The sequence below is a fragment of the Cellulomonas sp. KU4C genome (genome assembly GCF_056868065.1).
Window position 1 is genome coordinate 14,996 of sequence record NZ_CP200322.1, and the last position, 16,298, is coordinate 31,293.

Sequence of the window (16,298 nt, forward strand, 5' to 3'; positions counted from 1 at the left end):
GACGGGTGGTCAGCGGCGGGTGGGTCCCCGCCGCGACCGGGCCGACCAGCACGCGCCGTGCCAGTGCCGCCGGTCGGCGAGCGCGGCGTCGGCGCCGAACAGCCCGTCGGCGGCCCAGGCGACGACGTGGGGCGTGCCGGGCAGGATCTCCTGGTCGCAGCCCGGGCAGCGGTAGGTGCGCTCGGAGCCGCCGACGCGCTGCACGGTCCAGCTGCCGTCCGGGCCCTCCTCGGAGGTCCGGCCGCCGCGGACCCGCTCGACGTCGAGGGGCACGTGCCCCGCGGCGTACGGGCGCTTGCTGGAGCGACGGGAGGACGGCACGCCCCCGATTCTCCCCCGGCCGGGTGGGTGCGGCAGGACCGGGACGCGCCGGAGGGCGGCCACCGGCGTGCGGCGGCCGCCCTCCGGCGGTGACGGGGAGTCAGGACAGCGTGGCCGCCGACTCCGCGGGCGCGATGGTGCGGGTGGCGATGAGCTCCCGGTACCAGAGCGCCGAGTCCTTCGGCGTGCGCTCCAGGGTGTCGTAGTCGACGCGGACGACGCCGAACCGGCGGTCGTAGCCGTAGGCCCACTCGAAGTTGTCCATCAGCGACCAGACGAAGTACCCGCGCACGTCGGCGCCGGCGTCCATCGCCGCACCCACCGCGTCGATGTGGTCGTGCAGGTACTCGACGCGGGGCACGTCGTGCACGCGGCCGTCGGCGGACACCTCGTCGTCGAACGCGGCACCGTTCTCGGTGACGGCGAGCGGCAGCGTCGGGTAGCGCTCGTGCAGCTCGACCAGGAAGCTCGGTGAGGCCGGCGGGCTCGATGTTCCAGCCCATCGCGGTGTGCGGGCCGGGCTGGGGCAGCCACTCGACGTCGTCGCAGCCGACCCAGGGGCTGACCTCGGACGACTTGTGGCCGTCGACGCCGGGGCTGCCGTCACCGACGACGGGCTCGCCGTGCAGGCGCTGCACCCGCCCGGTGGAGTAGTAGTTGACGCCGAGCAGGTCGATGGGGACCCGGATCAGCTCGAGGTCGCCGTCCTGGACGAACGACCAGTCCGAGACCGCGGCGGTCTGCGCCGCGACCTCGGCGGGGTAGCGGCCCTCGAGCAGCGGCTGCAGGAACACCTCGTTGGCGACGACGTCGACCTGGCGCTTGGCGGCGACGTCCTCGGGGGCGTCGGACGCGGCGCGGGTGACGTGCAGGTTGAGGGTGATGGAGATCTGCGCGGCGTCGCCGAGGACGTCGCGGATGGCGCGGGCGGCGAGGCCGTGCGCGAGGTTGAGGTGGTGCACCGCCGCGAGCGACGCGGCGGGCTCGGTGCGGCCGGGCGCGTGCACGCCGGACGCGTAGCCGAGGTACGCCGAGCACCACGGCTCGTTGAGGGTGGTCCAGACGGTGACCTTGTCGCCGAGCTCCTCGGCGAGCTTGCGGGCGTAGTCGGCGAACCGGTAGGCGGTGTCGCGGTTCGCCCAGCCGCCGGCGTCCTCGAGCGGCTGCGGGAGGTCCCAGTGGTAGAGCGTGACGACGGGCTTGATGCCGGCGGCGGTGAGGCGGTCGACGAGGTCGGCGTAGAACGCGATGCCCTCGGCGTTCCACTCCCCCGAGCCGGTCGGCTGGACGCGCGGCCAGGCGATCGACAACCGGTAGGCCTGCAGGCCGAGGCTCTGCATCAGCGCGACGTCCTCGGGGACGCGGTGGTAGTGGTCGGCGGCGACGGCGCCGGTGTCGCCGCCCAGGACGGCGCCGGGCTTCGCGGAGAACGTGTCCCAGATGGACGGTCCGCGACCGCCCTCGGTGGCCGCGCCCTCGATCTGGTACGACGCGGTGGCCGACCCCCAGAGGAAGTCGGCGGGGAACTGGCGTCCGGAGGGACGAGAGGTGGTCATCAGGGTTCCTCGGGGTGCTCGGGTCGGTCTGACGGCGGTGTCGAATCGATACGATACAGGACCGTGGAAGCGCTCCCGCTCCTCCTGCCGCACGGACGGCGGGCGGAGCGGGAGCGCGACGCTCACACGGCGGGCAGCTCCAGCGTGTCGCCGTCGGCCGCGACCGGCGAGCCGAGCCCGTGGGCGGCGGACCACGCGGACGGCACGGCACCGGTCACGGCGACCCGCACGGTCCCGCCGGAGCGGGTCACCCGGAACGCGGCCTCGCCGTCCGGACGCGCGACCGTCGTCGTCGAGTCGTGCCCGTCGGCCAGGCCGAACAGCCGCAGGGTGACGCCCTCGGCGTGGTCGTAGTCCGGCCGGTCCGTGCGCGCGCCGACCGGCAGGACGGTGCCGGGCCGCACGAGCAGCGGCAGCGACCCGAACCCGTGCTGCTGGCGGTGCCACCGCGGGCCGGACACCGTCGAGCCGTCGAGCAACGACGTCCACTCGCCCTCGGGCACGTAGACGTCGACGTCCCCGTCGGCGGTGAACACCGGCGCGACCAGCAGCGACTCCCCGAGCATGTACTGGGTGTCGACGGACGCCGCACCGGGCTCGTCGGGGAACTCCACGACCATCGGCCGCATCACCGGCAGACCGTCGGTGTGCGCCTCGCGACCCACCGCCGACAGGTACGGCATCAGCGACAGCTTCGAGCTCGGTGAACTGCTGCGTCACCTTCACCGACTCGTCGTCGAACGCCCAGGGCACCCGGTAGAGCTGGACCCGTGCAGCCGCGAGTGCGACGACAGCAGGCCGAACGCCAGCCAGCGCTTGAACACCGCGGCGTCGGGCGTGCCCTCGAACCCGCCGATGTCGTGCGACCAGTAGCCGAACCCGGACGCCGCGAGCGACAGCCCGCCGCGCAGCGACTCCGCCATCGACACGAACGTCGACTCGCAGTCGCCGCCCCAGTGCACCGGGAACTGCTGGCCGCCCGCGGTCGCGGACCGGGCGAACAGCACGGCCTCGCCCTCGCCCTTGACGTCCTCGAGCAGCTCGAAGACGGCCTTGTTGTAGAGCTGCGTGTAGTAGTTGTGCATCCGCTCGGGGTCGGAGCCGTCGTGCCAGACGACGTCGGTCGGGATCCGCTCGCCGAAGTCGGTCTTGAAGGCGTCGACGCCCATGTCGAGCAGCGCCCGCAGCTTGCCCTGGTACCAGGCGGTCGCGTCGGGGTTGGTGAAGTCGACCAGCGCCATGCCGGACTGCCACAGGTCCCACTGCCACACCGAGCCGTCGGCGCGCTGCACCAGGTAGCCGAGCTCGCGACCCTCCTCGAACAGGTGCGAGCGCTGCGCGATGTACGGGTTGATCCACACGCAGACCTGCAGGTCCCGGTCGTGCAGCCGCTTCAGCAGGCCCTCCGGGTCGGGGAACGTCGCGGGGTCCCACACGAAGTCGCACCAGTGGAACTGGCGCATCCAGAAGCAGTCGAAGTGGAACACCGACAGCGGGAGCCCGCGCTCGGCCATGCCGTCGATGAACGACATCACCGTCTCCTCGTCGTACGAGGTGGTGAACGAGGTCGACAGCCACAGCCCGTACGACCAGTCCGGCACCTTCGCCGGGCGCCCCGTCAGGGCGGTGTAGCGGCGGAGCACGTCCTTCGGCGTCGGGCCGGCGACGACGTAGTAGCGCAGCCGCTGCCCCGGCACGCTGAACTGGGTCCGGGACACGACCTCCGAGCCGACCTCGAACGACACGTGGCCGGGGTGGTCGACCAGCACGCCGTAGCCCGCGTCCGTCAGGTAGAACGGCACGTTCTTGTAGGCCTGCTCGGACGAGGTGCCGCCGTCGGCGTTCCACACGTCGACGGTCTGCCCGTTCTTGACGAACGCGGTGAACCGCTCGCCGAGCCCGTAGACGTGGTCGGCGACGCCCAGAGCGAGCTGCTCGCGGACGAACGGCCGGCCCTGCGCGTCGGTGACCACGCCGACGCCGCGCGACGAGGACCCGGTCACGACCCGGCCGTCGACCTCGATCTCCAGCGCCCACTCCCCCGACGTCGCGACGCGGGCGGTGAGGTTGCCGGTGGTGAGCGACGCACGGCCGTCTCCCGCGGTCGGACCGGCCACGGTCACGTCCGGGCGGGTGTCGTGCAGCTCGAACGCGGGGCCGGCGGGCGCCGCGCCCTGGTGGTGCTCCACGGTGACGCCGAGCACGCCCTCGGCCGGGGAGTCCAGCGTGATCGTGATGAGCGGGTGGTTGAGCGTGTCGCCCCGCGTCTCGAGCCGCCCGGTGCCCGCGTACGCGGTCAGGGACCGCTCGCCGAGCACCACCTCGTCGACCGCGCGCGGGCGCAGGACGGTGACGCCGGGGAGGTTCTGCCAGTAGCCGTCGGTGAACTTCATGGGTGGGGCTCCTACTTGACCGCACCCGCGGTGATGCCGCGGGTCAGCGTGCGCTGGAAGATGAGGAAGAAGACGATCGCCGGGATCATCGAGACGAGCGCGCCCGCGTTGGTCGTCGGGGCGTCCATCATCCGGTCGCCCTGCAACGACGCGAGGGCGACGGGGATCGTCTGGGTGGCGTTGGTCGTGAGCATGACCAGCGGGATGAAGAACTCGTTCCAGGTCCAGATGAAGAAGAAGATCACCAGGACCGACAGGGTCGGCCGGACCACGGGGAACACGACGCCCCACAGGGTCCGCCACCGGCCGGCGCCGTCCAGCGACGCGGCCTCGAGCAGGGCCTTCGGGAACGTCCCGAGCACCGACGACAGCAGGTAGGTGCCGAACGCCGCCTGGATGACGGTGAAGATGATGATGACCGACCACTGGTTGTTCGACAGGCCGACCTGCTGCGCCATCTGGAACAGCGGGTAGACCAGCACCTCCTGCGGCAGCATGTTCGCGAGCAGGAACAGCGTGACGACCGACATCCGGCCCTTGACCTTGCCGACGCCCAGCGCGTACGCGCTGAACAGCGACAGCGTCACGCCGAAGACGGCCACGGCCCCGGAGATCCAGATGGAGTTGACCAGCTTCTCCGGGAAGTTCACGCGGTCCCAGAACGTGCGCAGCCCGTCGGTGTAGAACTCCGCGGGAAACGACAGCGGGCCGTTCTGCGAGTAGTCCGCGGGTGCCTTGAACGCGTTGAGCACCATGATGACGAACGGCACCATCATGACGACGGCCACCAGCACCGCGCCGGCGAGCACGAACCAGCGGGCGACGCCGCGGCGGTGCCGGGCGTCGACGGCGGCGGTCCGCGGGCGGCGGGGACGGCGCGGGGCCCGGGGCGGGACGCCCGCCCCGACGGTGCTGGACGCCGGCAGCGTCTCGATCGGGGTGGCCATCAGCGACCCTCCTCCTCACGGCGGGCGCTGCGGGCCTGCAGCACCATGATGACGACGGCGATGAGGATGATCAGGACCGTCAGGACGTTCGCGATGGCGGCGCCGTAGCCGACCTTCGACTTGTCGAAGAAGTTCAGGTACGAGTAGTAGCTCGGCACCAGGGTCGAGGACTCGGGGCCGCCGCGGGTCAGCACGTAGATCGGGCCGAACACCTTCAGCGCGGCGACCGTGCAGGTCAGGGTGATGACGAAGGTCTCCGGCTTGATCTGCGGGATCGTGATCGCGCGGAACCGGTGCCACCAGCCCGCGCCGTCCAGCTCGGCGGCCTCGTACAGCTCGGGGTCCACCCGCTGGAGCGCGGACATGAAGATCACCACGGGGTAGCCGATCTGGATCCAGATCAGCACGAGCATCACCGTGGGCAGCGCGGTGTCCGTCGAGCCGAGCCAGTTCGGCGGGTTCGCGACCCCGATCTCCCGCAGCACCACGTTCACGGCGCCGGTCTGGGAGTTGAGGATCCAGTTCCACAGCACGCCGGCGACGGCGACCGGCAGGATCTGCGGCAGGTAGTAGGTGGCACGCAGCACCGAGGCCACGCGCGGCCCGAACCGCTTGCCGAGCACGTCGAACAGCGTGGTCGCGAGCAGCAGGCCGACCAGGGTCGGCACCACCACCATCGCCAGGATCATCGCGATCGAGTTCCGGAACGACGTCCAGAACTGCTCGTCGGCGAGCAGGTCGGTGTAGTTGCCCAGCCCGTACCAGCGCAGCGGCGCGTTGCCGCCCTTCCACTTGTGCAGGCTGTACCAGATGTTCATCCCGAACGGGATCAGGATGACGACGGCGAAGGCGATCAGCCCGGGCAGCAGGTAGGGCAGGTACCCGACCCAGTCGCGCGAGCGACGGCTGCGGCGCCGGGTGGGCGGCGCGGCGCGGTCGACGGTGGTCATACGGCTCCTCGAGGTGCGGTGCGGGTGTCCGGGCCCGGCCGGCGGCGTGCGGTCGCCGGCCGGGCCCGTCGGGCGGTCAGCCCTCGAGCAGGTCCGTCTTGCCGTCCTCGTACGCGGAGGACAGGCCGTCGAGCACCTCGGACGGGGTCTTCGACTGGTTGATCAGCGACTGGAGCTCGCTGACGATCACGTCGTAGAAGCCCGGCACCGGCCAGTCGGGGTAGTACGCCAGACCGTCCTCGGCGAGGATCGACTCGAAGTTCTCGGTCATCTCCTTGGTCTTCTCGTCCGTGATGGCGGACGAGTCACCCGCGACGGGCAGGCCACCGGCCTGGCCGAGGATCTCCTGCACCTCGGGGCGCAGCGTGATGTCGATGAACTCGTAGGCGAGGTCCTTGGCGGTGGCGTTCTCCGGGACGACCCACAGGTTGCCGGACGAGCCCGGGTGCATGGTGTTCTCCGGGAACAGCGCCTGGCTCCACGTGAACGGGATCTCCTCGGTCAGGCGGCCGAACCACCAGGAGCCGGAGACCATGATCGGGTAGGTGCCGTTGATGAAGGAGACGCCCATGTCCTCGGCGGTCAGCGCCGCGGAGTCGGAGGCCACGTAGCCGGCCTTGATCCACTCGTCGAGCTTCTCGGTGGCCTGGGTGAACGCCTCGTCCTGGAAGTCGACGTCCTCGGTGAACAGCTGGTACGCGTCGACCAGGTCGCGGTCCGCGTAGTGCAGCACGAGCTCGTACCAGAGCTGGCCCATCGGGTACTCGGCGCCGGCCTCGGCCAGCGGCGTGATGCCCGCGGCCTTGAACGTGGCGAGGGCGGCCTCGAACTCGTCGAACGTCGTGGGCTGGGTCAGGCCCTGCGCGTCGAGCATGTCCTGGTTGTAGTAGACGCCGACGAACTCGCCGTAGTTCGGCACCCCGTACCAGTCGCCGGAGCCCATCAGGCCCTGCTCGTCGTACATCGCGGTGGTCTGGATCGACGCCGGGAGGGTGTCGGTCCAGCCGCGGGACTCGGCCTCGTCGGTCAGCGGGGTGATGAGGCCCTGCGACGCGAGCTGGCCGGCGGTGGCGTTGCCCTTGTTGTACTCCATGACGTCCGGGACGTCGTCGCCGGTGAGGAAGATCTTGGCGTTCTTCTGGATCTGCTCGAAGGTCTGGTTCTCGACGACGACGTCGACGTCCGGGTTCTCCTCCTCGAAGATCTCGACGGCGCGCGCCCAGGCCTGGCCCATCGCCGAGTCGTCGTTCTCGTAGTGCCAGATGGTCAGGGTGTCGGCGTCGCCGCCGTCCCCGCCACCGCCGCCGCTGTCGCCGCCGCACGCCGTCAGGGCGAGCACGCCGGCGAGCACGAACGCTCCGGCCGCAGCCACCTTCCGCTTCCGCTGAACTGCCATCACACGTCCTCCTCGTCGAGTTCCTGCTGTGCTGTCCGGTGGGCGGTGCGCCGGTGCGCGCCGCCCCGTGGGTCCCGCTAGGGGGTCTGGGGGTGCCGGCCGGTGCCGGCGGGGGGCGCCGCGGTGCTGCCGCAGTCGACGAACCGGCACCGCTCGAGCGCGGGCAGCGGTGCGCTGCCGGTCTCGATCAGGGCGAGCAGCGCGTCCACGCCCGCGCGACCGAGCCGCGCGCCGGGGGCGTGCAGCGTGGTCAGGGGCGGCACGGTCTGGCCGGTCACGGCGGGCGACGACACGACGGCGAGCACCGACACCGCGCCGGGCACGTCGACCCGCCGGGCGGCGAGCTCGGCGACGACGCCGAAGGTCGCGTCCTCGTTCATGGTCACCACGGCGGTGGGCGCCGGGCCGGGGCCGTCGAGCAGCCGCGCGGTGGCCGTCCGGCCGCCGGCCACCGACTCGTCGGCGAACACCTGCGTGGACACCAGGTCGTGCAGGGCGGCCGTCCGCTCGAACGCGGCGGCGGCGCGCACGGTCGGGCCGTGGCCCTCGGCGAGCCGGTGCTCCGCGTGGTTGACGAACGCGATCCGGTGGTGGCCGAGCGCGACCAGGTGCTCGACCGCCTCGACGAGCGTCGCGTCGAAGTCCACGTCCACGCTCGGCAGCGCCGCGTCGTCGGGCGCGTCGGTGCGGCCGATCAGCGCGACCGGCACGCCCGCCTCACGCAGCCGGCGCACCCGCACGTCGTCGCGGTGCACCTCCATCACCAGCACGCCGTCCGCGAGGCCCTGGCGGGCGACCTCGAGGACGCCGTCGGCGTCGTCCGCGGCGAACGGCCACAGCACCAGCTGGTAGCCCCGCGCCTGGGCGACGGCCGCCGCGCTCAGCAGGAACTCGGCCGAGGTGCGGCTGAGGCCCGCCGGGCCGACCGGGTGGGTCAGCGCGAGCACGTGGCTGCGCCGGGTCGCCAGCCCGCGGGCGAGGGCGTTGCGGCGGTAGCCGAGCTCGTCCATCGCGGCCTCGACGCGGGCGCGGGTCGCGGCCGAGACGGGGCGGGAGGTGGTGAGGGTGGCCGACACCGTGGAGAGGGCGACGCCGGCGCGACGTGCGACGTCCTGCATGGTCACCACCACGTGCCCTCCTCCTCGACGGCTTCCCGACCCTCCGCGATGAGGTGTCGAAGCGCTTCGCGCGCCGCCAACCTAGACCGGGTCGCGGGGCGCTGTCCAGGGCCGCAGGTATCGAAACGATCACGGCTTAGGTCGAAGCGATTCGACCGCCTCGGGAGGTCGAATGTCCCGCTTGGTCCCGATCACGACGCCAGTTCGCGCATCGCACACCCCGGAATGCGGCGTGGCCTGCGCACTCACTATCGAAGCGCTTGCACACTATCGCGTGCCCGCTGGAGCGTGCGCACCGCCGCCGCGGGGGCCCGGCGCTCGCGCACGTCGACCCGGACCGCGGACCTGCACCCACCAGGGCGATCGCCCCACTACCCTGGGCCGATGGCGACGATCGGCGACGTGGCCCGCGCGGCGGGCGTCTCGGTGTCGACCGTCAGCTACGTGCTGAGCGGCAAGCGCACCATCTCCGCCCCCACCCGCGAGCGGGTGCAGCGGGCGATCGCCGACCTCGGGTACCGGCCGCACGCCGGCGCCCGCGCGCTCGCGTCCAGCCGGAGCAACGTGATCGCCCTGATGGTCCCGTTCCGGCCGGGGATCAACGTGCAGATCATCATGCAGTTCGTCGCCGGCGTGGTGACCACCGCCCGCGAGCACGACCACGACGTCCTCGTCCTCACCCAGGACGACCCCGCCGGCATGACCCGGGTCGCCGCGAGCTCCACCGCGGACGCGCTGATCGTCATGGACATCGAGGCGGACGACGCCCGGCTGCCCGCCCTGCGCGCGCTCGCGCTGCCCAGCATCCTCATCGGTGTCCCCGACGACACCACCGGCCTCAGCTGCGTCGACCTCGACTTCGCCGGCGCCGGCCGGCTCGCCGTCCGGGAGCTCGCGGCCCACGGGCACGAGCACCTGGTGCTCGTCGGCGCCTCGCAGGACCGCCTCGACCACCGCGCGAACTACGCGGTCCGGATGCGGCACGGCGTCCAGGAGCAGGCCGCGACCAGCGGGGTGTCCGCCGCCGTCGTGCCCGCCGAGCCCACGTTCACCGGCGGCGCCCAGGCCCTCGACCGGGTGCTCGCCGACCACCCCGGCACCACCGGTCTGGTCGTGCACAACGAGGCCGCGCTCGGCGGGCTGATGGCCCGCGCGGCCGAGCGCGGGCTCCGGGTGCCGCAGGATCTGTCGATCGTCGCGATCAGCCCCGCGGACCTCGCGGCCGCACTCCCCGTGCCGGTCTCGATCATCGAGGTCCCCGGCGCGCGCATCGGCCGGATCGCCGTCGAGATGGTGATGGCCCGCCTGGCGGGCGAGGACCTCGCCGAGACCCGCCTCGTCGCCCCCGCGTTTACCGACCACGGGAGCGTCGCGCGCGTGTAGGTGGCGCGGCCGCGCGGACCACCCTCGCACGGCACCGTACGTTCGACGAGTGCCGACCACCCGACGGACGTCGAACTGCAGCCTCGGCGTGCCCGTGGACCTCTACTGGCACGCGTGCGTGGAGCCCGAGGACCACGTCACCGCGGCGACCGCGGCGGTGTTCCGCGCCCTTGGACGCCCGGGGCGGCGTTGGAACCCGTTCGCGGAACGCATGGTGCTCGCCGAGATCCGCGGGCGGCTCCGAGCCGCGGCCCGGGGCGAGCTGCGACCGGTGGACCAGGTGAAGCCCATCGGCGAGGGAGACGCCCTGTTCGAAATCCGGTGGCTCGACATCCCGGTCACGGAGGTCGCCCCGGACGGGAGCTTCCCGGCACTCCACGACCGGCGCGCGCCTCCTGCACGCGGAACCCCTGGCGCTGTCGGTGTGCGCAGTCGGGCTGCACGCGCACGAGAAGCCGCACGGACAGGACGACGCGACGGCCCGCGCCCGGCAGGACGCGGAGATCAGGGTCGCGCTCGACCGCTACCACGCGGGTGTCGGGTCGCTCTGGGGCCTGCGTCGCTCGTCGGGGTTGCCTCAACCCCGACGCGGAGAATAGATTTCGATCTATGATTCCCGACCTGGACACGCTCGACCGTCGCGCCGATGCACTCGTCGACGGCCACGCACGCCTGCTGCGGGACCTCGTCGCGATGCGGGCTGCGCACGGCCTGACGCAGGCGGAGGTGGCCGAGCGGATGGGTGTGAGCCAGCCGACGGTGGCCGCGTTCGAGCGCTACGACGCGAACCCGACCCTGTCGACGCTGCGCCGCTACGCCCTGGCCGTCGAGGCGCGGATGGAGACCGCGGTGATCGACGAGTGCGCCGACGACGCGCCGTCCGCCGCTCCGGGCTCGACTAAGGATCAGCCCGTGACGAGCCGTCCCGCGCGGTAGACCGCCACGCACCCCAGGTCCCCGTCGGTCACCACGACGTCCGCGCGCCGCCCGACCGCCAGCGCGCCGAGGTCCGGGCGACCGAGCACCTCCGCGGGCGTCGTCGCCGCCGACCGCACCGCGGCGACCAGCCCGATCCCCGCGCCGACGACCGTGCGGACCACGTCGAGCAGGTGGGCCGTGCCGCCGGCGATCGCGCCCGCGGTGCCGTCCGGCTCGACGATCCGGGCGACGCCGTCGCCCACGCGGACGGCCATCGGCCCGAGCCGGTAGTCCCCGTCGGCCATGCCCGCCGCGGCCATCGCGTCGGTGACCAGGGCGATCGAGCCGGGCCCGACCAGGTCGAACACCGCACGCACCGTCCCGTCGGCGAGGTGCGTGCCGTCCGCGATCAGCTCGACCACCAGGTCGCCGCGTGCCGCGGCCGCGAGGCACGCCGCGACCGGCCCCGGGTCCCGGTGGTGCAGGGGGCGCATGCCGTTGAACAGGTGCGTCGCCGTGGGGCGCGCGGAACGGCCGCGCCCCGGGCCCCCGCCGGCGGCCGCCGCGCGCCGGCCGCCGCCCAGGAGCGCCCGGGTGCGCTGCACCGCCGCGTCGACCTGCTCCGCCGCGGCGTCGGTGTGCCCGACCGACGGCACGGCGCCCGACCGGACGAGCGCCGCCAGGGCGTCGTCGCGCCCGTCGCCGCCGTCGGCGACCCCGGGCACCTCCGGGGCGACGGTCATCGTCACCAGGTGCCCACGCGCCGCCGCGGCCAGGTCGGCCACCAGCGCCGGATCGCCGGCGAGCATGTCGGCGGGGTTCTGCGCGCCGCACCGGTCGGCGGACAGGAACGGCCCCTCCGCGTGGATGCCCACCAGGTCGCCGGACTCCACCAGGTCGGCCAGCAGCGCGGCGCGGGCCAGCAGCACCTCGCGCGGCGCCGTGACCAGCGACGCGACGAGGCTCGTCGTCCCGTGCCGCAGGTGCTCCGTCGCGGCGACCAGCGCCTCCTCGCGCGTCGTCGCGTCGGGGAAGCTCGACCCGCCGCCGCCGTGGTCGTGCAGGTCCACCAGCCCCGGCAGCAGCGTGGTGCCCGGGGTCGGGTCGCCGGGCACCTCGTCGGCCCAGCGCGCCGGCACCTGCGCCGCCGGTCCCACCCACACGATGCGGCCCTCGGCGAGGACGACGGCCCCGTCGGTCAGCACCTCGGTCGGGGTCACCACCTCCCCGCGCAGGACGACGGGCAGCGGCAGCTCGGCAGGAGAGGTCACGCGGCCATTCTGGCAGGGAGAGGTGGTGCCGCGGGGCCCGGTGTGGATCCACCCTGCACGACACGCACGGCGTGGCGCACAGGGATCTTCCACCCGCGCGGGGTGGATCCACCCCGGGGGGTCAGAACAGCCGCGAGTCCACGTCGTCGACCCCGCGCATCGCGTCGTAGTCGAGCACCAAGCAGGCGATCCCGCGGTCGGTCGCCAGGACGCGCGCCTGCGGCTTGATCTCCTGCGCGGCGAACACGCCGCGCACGGGAGCCAGCAGCGGGTCGCGGTTGAGCAGCTCGAGGTAGCGGGTCAGCTGCTCGACACCGTCGATGTCCCCGCGACGCTTGATCTCCACCGCGACCGTCGCACCGGCGGCGTCCTTCGCGAGGATGTCGACCGGCCCGATCGCGGTCGGGAACTCGCGGCGGACCAGCGTGTGGCCGGAGCCGAGCACCTCGATCTGCGCGGCCATCAGCTCCTGGAGGTGCGCCTCGACGCCGTCCTTGACGAGCCCGGGGTCGACGCCGAGGTCGTGGGCGGAGTCGTGCAGGACCTCGTGCACCTCGATGACCAGGCGGTCGTCGGACTTGGTGTGCTGGACGGTCCACACCTGGGCGACGCCGCGCTCGACGGCCTCGCCGGTCGCGTCCTGCGTCTTGAGGGTGCAGGGGGGCTCATCCAGTTCAGCGGCTTGTACGAGCCGCCGTCGGAGTGCAGCAGCACCGAGCCGTCCGCCTTCACCACGACCAGGCGGGTGGCGAGCGGCAGGTGCGCGTTCAGCCGGCCGCTGTACCGCGCGGAGCAGCGCGCGACGAGCAGGCGCATCGGGGGTCCTCCGGGACGGTCAGATGACGGTGCGCGCCACGGGCGGCGCGGCTTCCAGCCACGAGGTGAGGCCGGCGTAGGCCTCAGGGGTCATGAGCAGCTCGACCTCCTCACCGGGGGCGACCCGGCAGGTGACGAGCAGCGGGCCGCCGGGGGCCGCGCCCTCGACGGCGGACCGGCGCTCCAGCACGGCGATCTGGCCGCGCGGCCAGACCTGCTCCGGGCGCGGGGCGAGCGAGCGCAGCCGCCACCAGTAGAGGCTGGCGGGCGCCGTAGTGCGCGATGCCGCGGACCCACCGGCCCCCGACCCGCCGCGAGCAGCGGAACGAGCCGACCCGGCTGGTGAGCGAGTGCCAGCGGGAGAACGCGAGGCCCGCGACGACGAGCAGGGCGACGACGAGCAGCAGCGCGATCAGCACGACCTGCCCGCTCATCGCCGCCGCCGCTCCCGTCAGTGCGCGGACGTGCCGGCGGTCGCCGCCTCGGCGGAGTCCACCACGACCGTGACCTGGTCGCCGTCGACGGACAGGAAGCCGCCCTCGACGGTCCACCGGTGCACGGTGCCACCGGCCTCGAGCACCCGGACCTCCCCGTGCCGGAGCACGGAGAGGACCGGGGAGTGCCCGACCAGGATGCCGATCTCCCCGTCGGAGGCGGGCGCGCTCACCTGGCGCGCCTCACCGGACCAGATGGTGCCGTCGGTGTCGACGAGGTCGACCTCGAGCTGGGCCATGGGACGGGTACCTCCTGCGGGGGGACGGATCGAGACGGGCGGAGCGGACGTCGTCAGACGCCGTACTCCTTCTGGATGCGGGCCCAGTTGCGCTCGAGGTCCTCGAGGCCGCCGATGTTGAAGAAGGCCTGCTCGGCGATGTGGTCGAACTCGCCGTCGGCGATCTTCTGGAACGCCTCGACCGTCTCGGACACCGGGACTGTCGAGCCCACGACGCCGGTGAACTTCTCGGCCATGTAGGTGTTCTGCGACAGGAACTGCTGGATGCGACGCGCACGGCCGACGACCGTCTTGTCCTCCTCCGACAGCTCGTCCACACCGAGGATCGCGATGATGTCCTGGAGCTCCTTGTTGCGCTGCAGGATCGACTTCACGCGGGTGGCGACGTCGTAGTGCTCCTGGCCCACGTACCGCGGGTCGAGGATGCGCGACGTCGACGCCAGGGGGTCCACCGCGGGGTACAGACCGCGCGACGCGATCTCGCGGGAGAAGCTCCGTGGTGGCGTCCAGGTGCGCGAACGTCGTGGCCGGGGCCGGGTCGGTGTAGTCGTCCGCGGGGACGTAGATCGCCTGCAGCGAGGTGATCGAGTGACCGCGGGTCGAGGTGATGCGCTCCTGCAGGAGGCCCATCTCGTCGGCCAGGTTGGGCTGGTAGCCCACGGCGGACGGCATGCGGCCGAGCAGGGTCGACACCTCGGAGCCGGCCTGGGTGAACCGGAAGATGTTGTCGATGAACAGCAGCACGTCCTGCTTCTGCACGTCGCGGAAGTACTCCGCCATCGTCAGGGCGGACAGGGCGACGCGCAGACGCGTGCCCGGCGGCTCGTCCATCTGGCCGAAGACGAGGGCGGTCTTGTCGAAGACGCCCGCCTCCTCCATCTCGACGATGAGGTCGTTGCCCTCACGGGTGCGCTCGCCGACACCGGCGAACACCGACACACCGCCGTGGTCCTGCGCGACGCGCTGGATCATCTCCTGGATGAGGACCGTCTTGCCGACGCCCGCACCGCCGAACAGGCCGATCTTCCCGCCGAGCACGTACGGCGTGAGCAGGTCGATGACCTTGATGCCGGTCTCGAACATCTGGGTCTTCGACTCCAGCTGGTCGAAGGCCGGGGGCTTGCGGTGGATCGGCCAGCGCTCGGTGACCTCGAACTTCTCGCCCTCGGCGAGGTTCAGCACCTCACCGGTCACGTTGAAGACGTGGCCCTTGGTGATGTCGCCGACGGGCACGCTGATCGGCGCGCCGGTGTCCTGCACCTGGGCGCCGCGGACGAGGCCGTCGGTGGGCTTGAGCGCGATGGCGCGCACGAGCGAGTCGCCGAGGTGCTGGGCGACCTCGAGCGTCATGGTGAAGCCGCCCTCGGTCTCGCCCTCGCCCTGACCGGACATGTCGATGTGCACGGTCAGCGCGTTGTAGATGTCGGGGATCTGGTCCGCGGGGAACTCGATGTCCACGACGGGCCCGATCACACGGGCGACGCGGCCCACGCCCGGCGTGGCGGTGGTGTCCTTCGCGTCGACGGTGGTCGCGGTCATGTCTGCCTGCCTTCGGTCGTCCGCCGGGGAGCCGGCGGGCTGGTTCGGGTCGTGCGTGCGGGTCAGGAGGCGAGCGCGTCGGCGCCCGACACGATCTCGCTGATCTCCTGGGTGATCTCGGCCTGGCGGGCCTGGTTCGCCAGTCGCGTGTACATGCGGATCAGGTCCTCGGCGTTCTCCGTGGCCGTGTGCATGGCGCGCTGGCGGGAGGCGAGCTCCGACGCGGCGGCCTGCAGCAGGCAGGAGAAGATGCGGCTGCGGACGTACCGCGGCAGCAGGGCGTCCAGGACCTCGGCGGCGTTCGGCTCGAAGTCGTACAGCGGCAGGGCCTCGTGGTCACCGGCCGGTGCCACCCCCTCCACGACCTCGAGCGGCAGCATCCGGATGACCTGGGGGCGCTGGCTGACCATGTTCACGAACTGCGTGTACACGATGTGCAGCTCCCCACGCCACCGTCCTCGGGCGCCGCGTCGAAGGCCGCGAGCAGCGTGTCCGCGACCTCCTCCGCCAGGTCCGAGGTCGGGGCGTCGGACTGGCCGGTCCAGGCGGCCGCGAGCTCGCGGTTCCGGAACCGGTAGTACGACTCGGCACGGCGGCCGCTCACGTAGAGCGCGACCTCCTTGCCCTCCTGCTCGAGCTTCTCGACGAGCCGCTCGGTCTCGCGGATGACCGACGCCGAGTAGGCGCCGGCCATGCCGCGGTCGGAGGCGATGAGCAGCACCGCGACGCGGTTCGTGTCGTGACGCTCCGCGAGCAGCGGGTGCCGCACGTCGGAGTGCGTCGCCACGGCCGACACCGCGCGGGTGATCGCCCGGGCGTACGGCGCCGCGGAGGCCATCCGGGCGCGCGCACGACCGATGCGCGAGGCGGCGATCAGCTCCTGGGCGCGGAACATCTTCTTCAGCGCCTGGGTCGACCTGATCCGCTGCCGGTAGACCCGCTGCTGTCCGGCCATGC

General features: G+C 72.7%; 10 protein-coding genes and 5 pseudogenes. 2 read left to right on the forward strand and 13 right to left on the reverse strand.

From position 1 onward, the window contains the following. Window positions 1-9: 9 nt before the first annotated feature. The 7 genes and pseudogenes from AC1VL8_RS00055 to AC1VL8_RS00085 all read right to left on the reverse strand — a co-directional run bounded on the left by AC1VL8_RS00055 (window position 10) and on the right by AC1VL8_RS00085 (window position 8,681). Complete coding sequence (locus AC1VL8_RS00055) at window positions 10-321, reverse strand: hypothetical protein (protein WP_483073666.1); 312 nt, start codon at window positions 319-321, stop codon at window positions 10-12. A gap of 100 nt (window positions 322-421) precedes the next feature. After that, a pseudogene (locus tag AC1VL8_RS00060) lies at window positions 422-1,877 on the reverse strand (glycoside hydrolase family 1 protein). A 122-nt stretch (window positions 1,878-1,999) separates the two neighbouring features. Then, window positions 2,000-4,270 (reverse strand): annotated as a pseudogene (yicI, locus tag AC1VL8_RS00065) (alpha-xylosidase). A gap of 11 nt (window positions 4,271-4,281) precedes the next feature. Next, window positions 4,282-5,217: a carbohydrate ABC transporter permease gene (locus tag AC1VL8_RS00070; RefSeq protein ID WP_483073667.1), complete on the reverse strand. Its 936-nt coding sequence runs from the start codon at window positions 5,215-5,217 to the stop codon at window positions 4,282-4,284. Next, window positions 5,217-6,167 carry a carbohydrate ABC transporter permease gene (locus AC1VL8_RS00075; protein ID WP_389230580.1) on the reverse strand — a complete coding sequence of 317 codons (951 nt, stop codon included), beginning with the start codon at window positions 6,165-6,167 and terminating at the stop codon, window positions 5,217-5,219. The genes AC1VL8_RS00070 and AC1VL8_RS00075 overlap by 1 nt, the downstream gene beginning before the upstream one ends. A 76-nt stretch (window positions 6,168-6,243) precedes the next feature. Further along, a complete protein-coding gene (locus AC1VL8_RS00080) occupies window positions 6,244-7,539 on the reverse strand; it encodes an ABC transporter substrate-binding protein (RefSeq protein ID WP_483073668.1) in 1,296 nt (431 codons plus the stop codon). Between the two features lie 101 nt (window positions 7,540-7,640). Beyond that, window positions 7,641-8,681, reverse strand: coding sequence for a LacI family DNA-binding transcriptional regulator (locus AC1VL8_RS00085; RefSeq protein ID WP_483076159.1), 1,041 nt, complete (start codon window positions 8,679-8,681; stop codon window positions 7,641-7,643). A 384-nt stretch (window positions 8,682-9,065) separates the two neighbouring features. On the opposite strand from AC1VL8_RS00085, the gene AC1VL8_RS00090 reads away from it, so the two are divergent. Both AC1VL8_RS00090 and AC1VL8_RS00095 read left to right on the forward strand, forming a co-directional pair. Continuing rightward, on the forward strand, window positions 9,066-10,064 hold the full coding sequence (locus AC1VL8_RS00090) for a LacI family DNA-binding transcriptional regulator (RefSeq protein ID WP_483073669.1): 999 nt from the start codon (window positions 9,066-9,068) through the stop codon (window positions 10,062-10,064). Window positions 10,065-10,673: 609 nt separating this feature from the next. Next, entirely contained in the window at window positions 10,674-11,000 is a 327-nt protein-coding gene (locus AC1VL8_RS00095; RefSeq protein ID WP_483073670.1) for a helix-turn-helix domain-containing protein, read from the forward strand. Here the strand turns inward: AC1VL8_RS00095 and AC1VL8_RS00100 are convergent. From AC1VL8_RS00100 to AC1VL8_RS00125, 6 genes and pseudogenes are all read right to left on the reverse strand, one after another. Then, a complete protein-coding gene (locus AC1VL8_RS00100; RefSeq protein ID WP_483073671.1) occupies window positions 10,970-12,253 on the reverse strand; it encodes an N-acetylglucosamine-6-phosphate deacetylase in 1,284 nt (427 codons plus the stop codon). The two genes, AC1VL8_RS00095 and AC1VL8_RS00100, sit on opposite strands and share 31 nt — an antisense overlap. A gap of 121 nt (window positions 12,254-12,374) precedes the next feature. Further along, window positions 12,375-13,069: pseudogene (nucS, locus tag AC1VL8_RS00105) on the reverse strand (endonuclease NucS). 19 nt (window positions 13,070-13,088) lie between these two features. After that, on the reverse strand, window positions 13,089-13,313 hold the full coding sequence (locus AC1VL8_RS00110) for a DUF2550 family protein (RefSeq protein ID WP_483076160.1): 225 nt from the start codon (window positions 13,311-13,313) through the stop codon (window positions 13,089-13,091). Window positions 13,314-13,520: 207 nt separating this feature from the next. After that, on the reverse strand, window positions 13,521-13,802 hold the full coding sequence (locus AC1VL8_RS00115; protein WP_389230607.1) for a F0F1 ATP synthase subunit epsilon: 282 nt from the start codon (window positions 13,800-13,802) through the stop codon (window positions 13,521-13,523). Between the two features lie 53 nt (window positions 13,803-13,855). Beyond that, a pseudogene (gene atpD / locus AC1VL8_RS00120) lies at window positions 13,856-15,341 on the reverse strand (F0F1 ATP synthase subunit beta). A gap of 62 nt (window positions 15,342-15,403) precedes the next feature. Next, window positions 15,404-16,296 (reverse strand): annotated as a pseudogene (locus AC1VL8_RS00125) (F0F1 ATP synthase subunit gamma). Window positions 16,297-16,298: the final 2 nt, after the last annotated feature.

Coding starts and splice junctions, on each gene's coding strand:
- AC1VL8_RS00070 (WP_483073667.1), bottom strand. CDS start 5,217: ATGGCCACCCCGATCGAGACGCTGCCGGCGTCCAGCACCGTCGGGGCG.
- AC1VL8_RS00075 (WP_389230580.1), bottom strand. CDS start 6,167: ATGACCACCGTCGACCGCGCCGCGCCGCCCACCCGGCGCCGCAGCCGT.
- AC1VL8_RS00085 (WP_483076159.1), bottom strand. CDS start 8,681: ATGCAGGACGTCGCACGTCGCGCCGGCGTCGCCCTCTCCACGGTGTCG.
- AC1VL8_RS00090 (WP_483073669.1), top strand. CDS start 9,066: ATGGCGACGATCGGCGACGTGGCCCGCGCGGCGGGCGTCTCGGTGTCG.
- AC1VL8_RS00095 (WP_483073670.1), top strand. CDS start 10,674: ATGATTCCCGACCTGGACACGCTCGACCGTCGCGCCGATGCACTCGTC.
- AC1VL8_RS00115 (WP_389230607.1), bottom strand. CDS start 13,802: ATGGCCCAGCTCGAGGTCGACCTCGTCGACACCGACGGCACCATCTGG.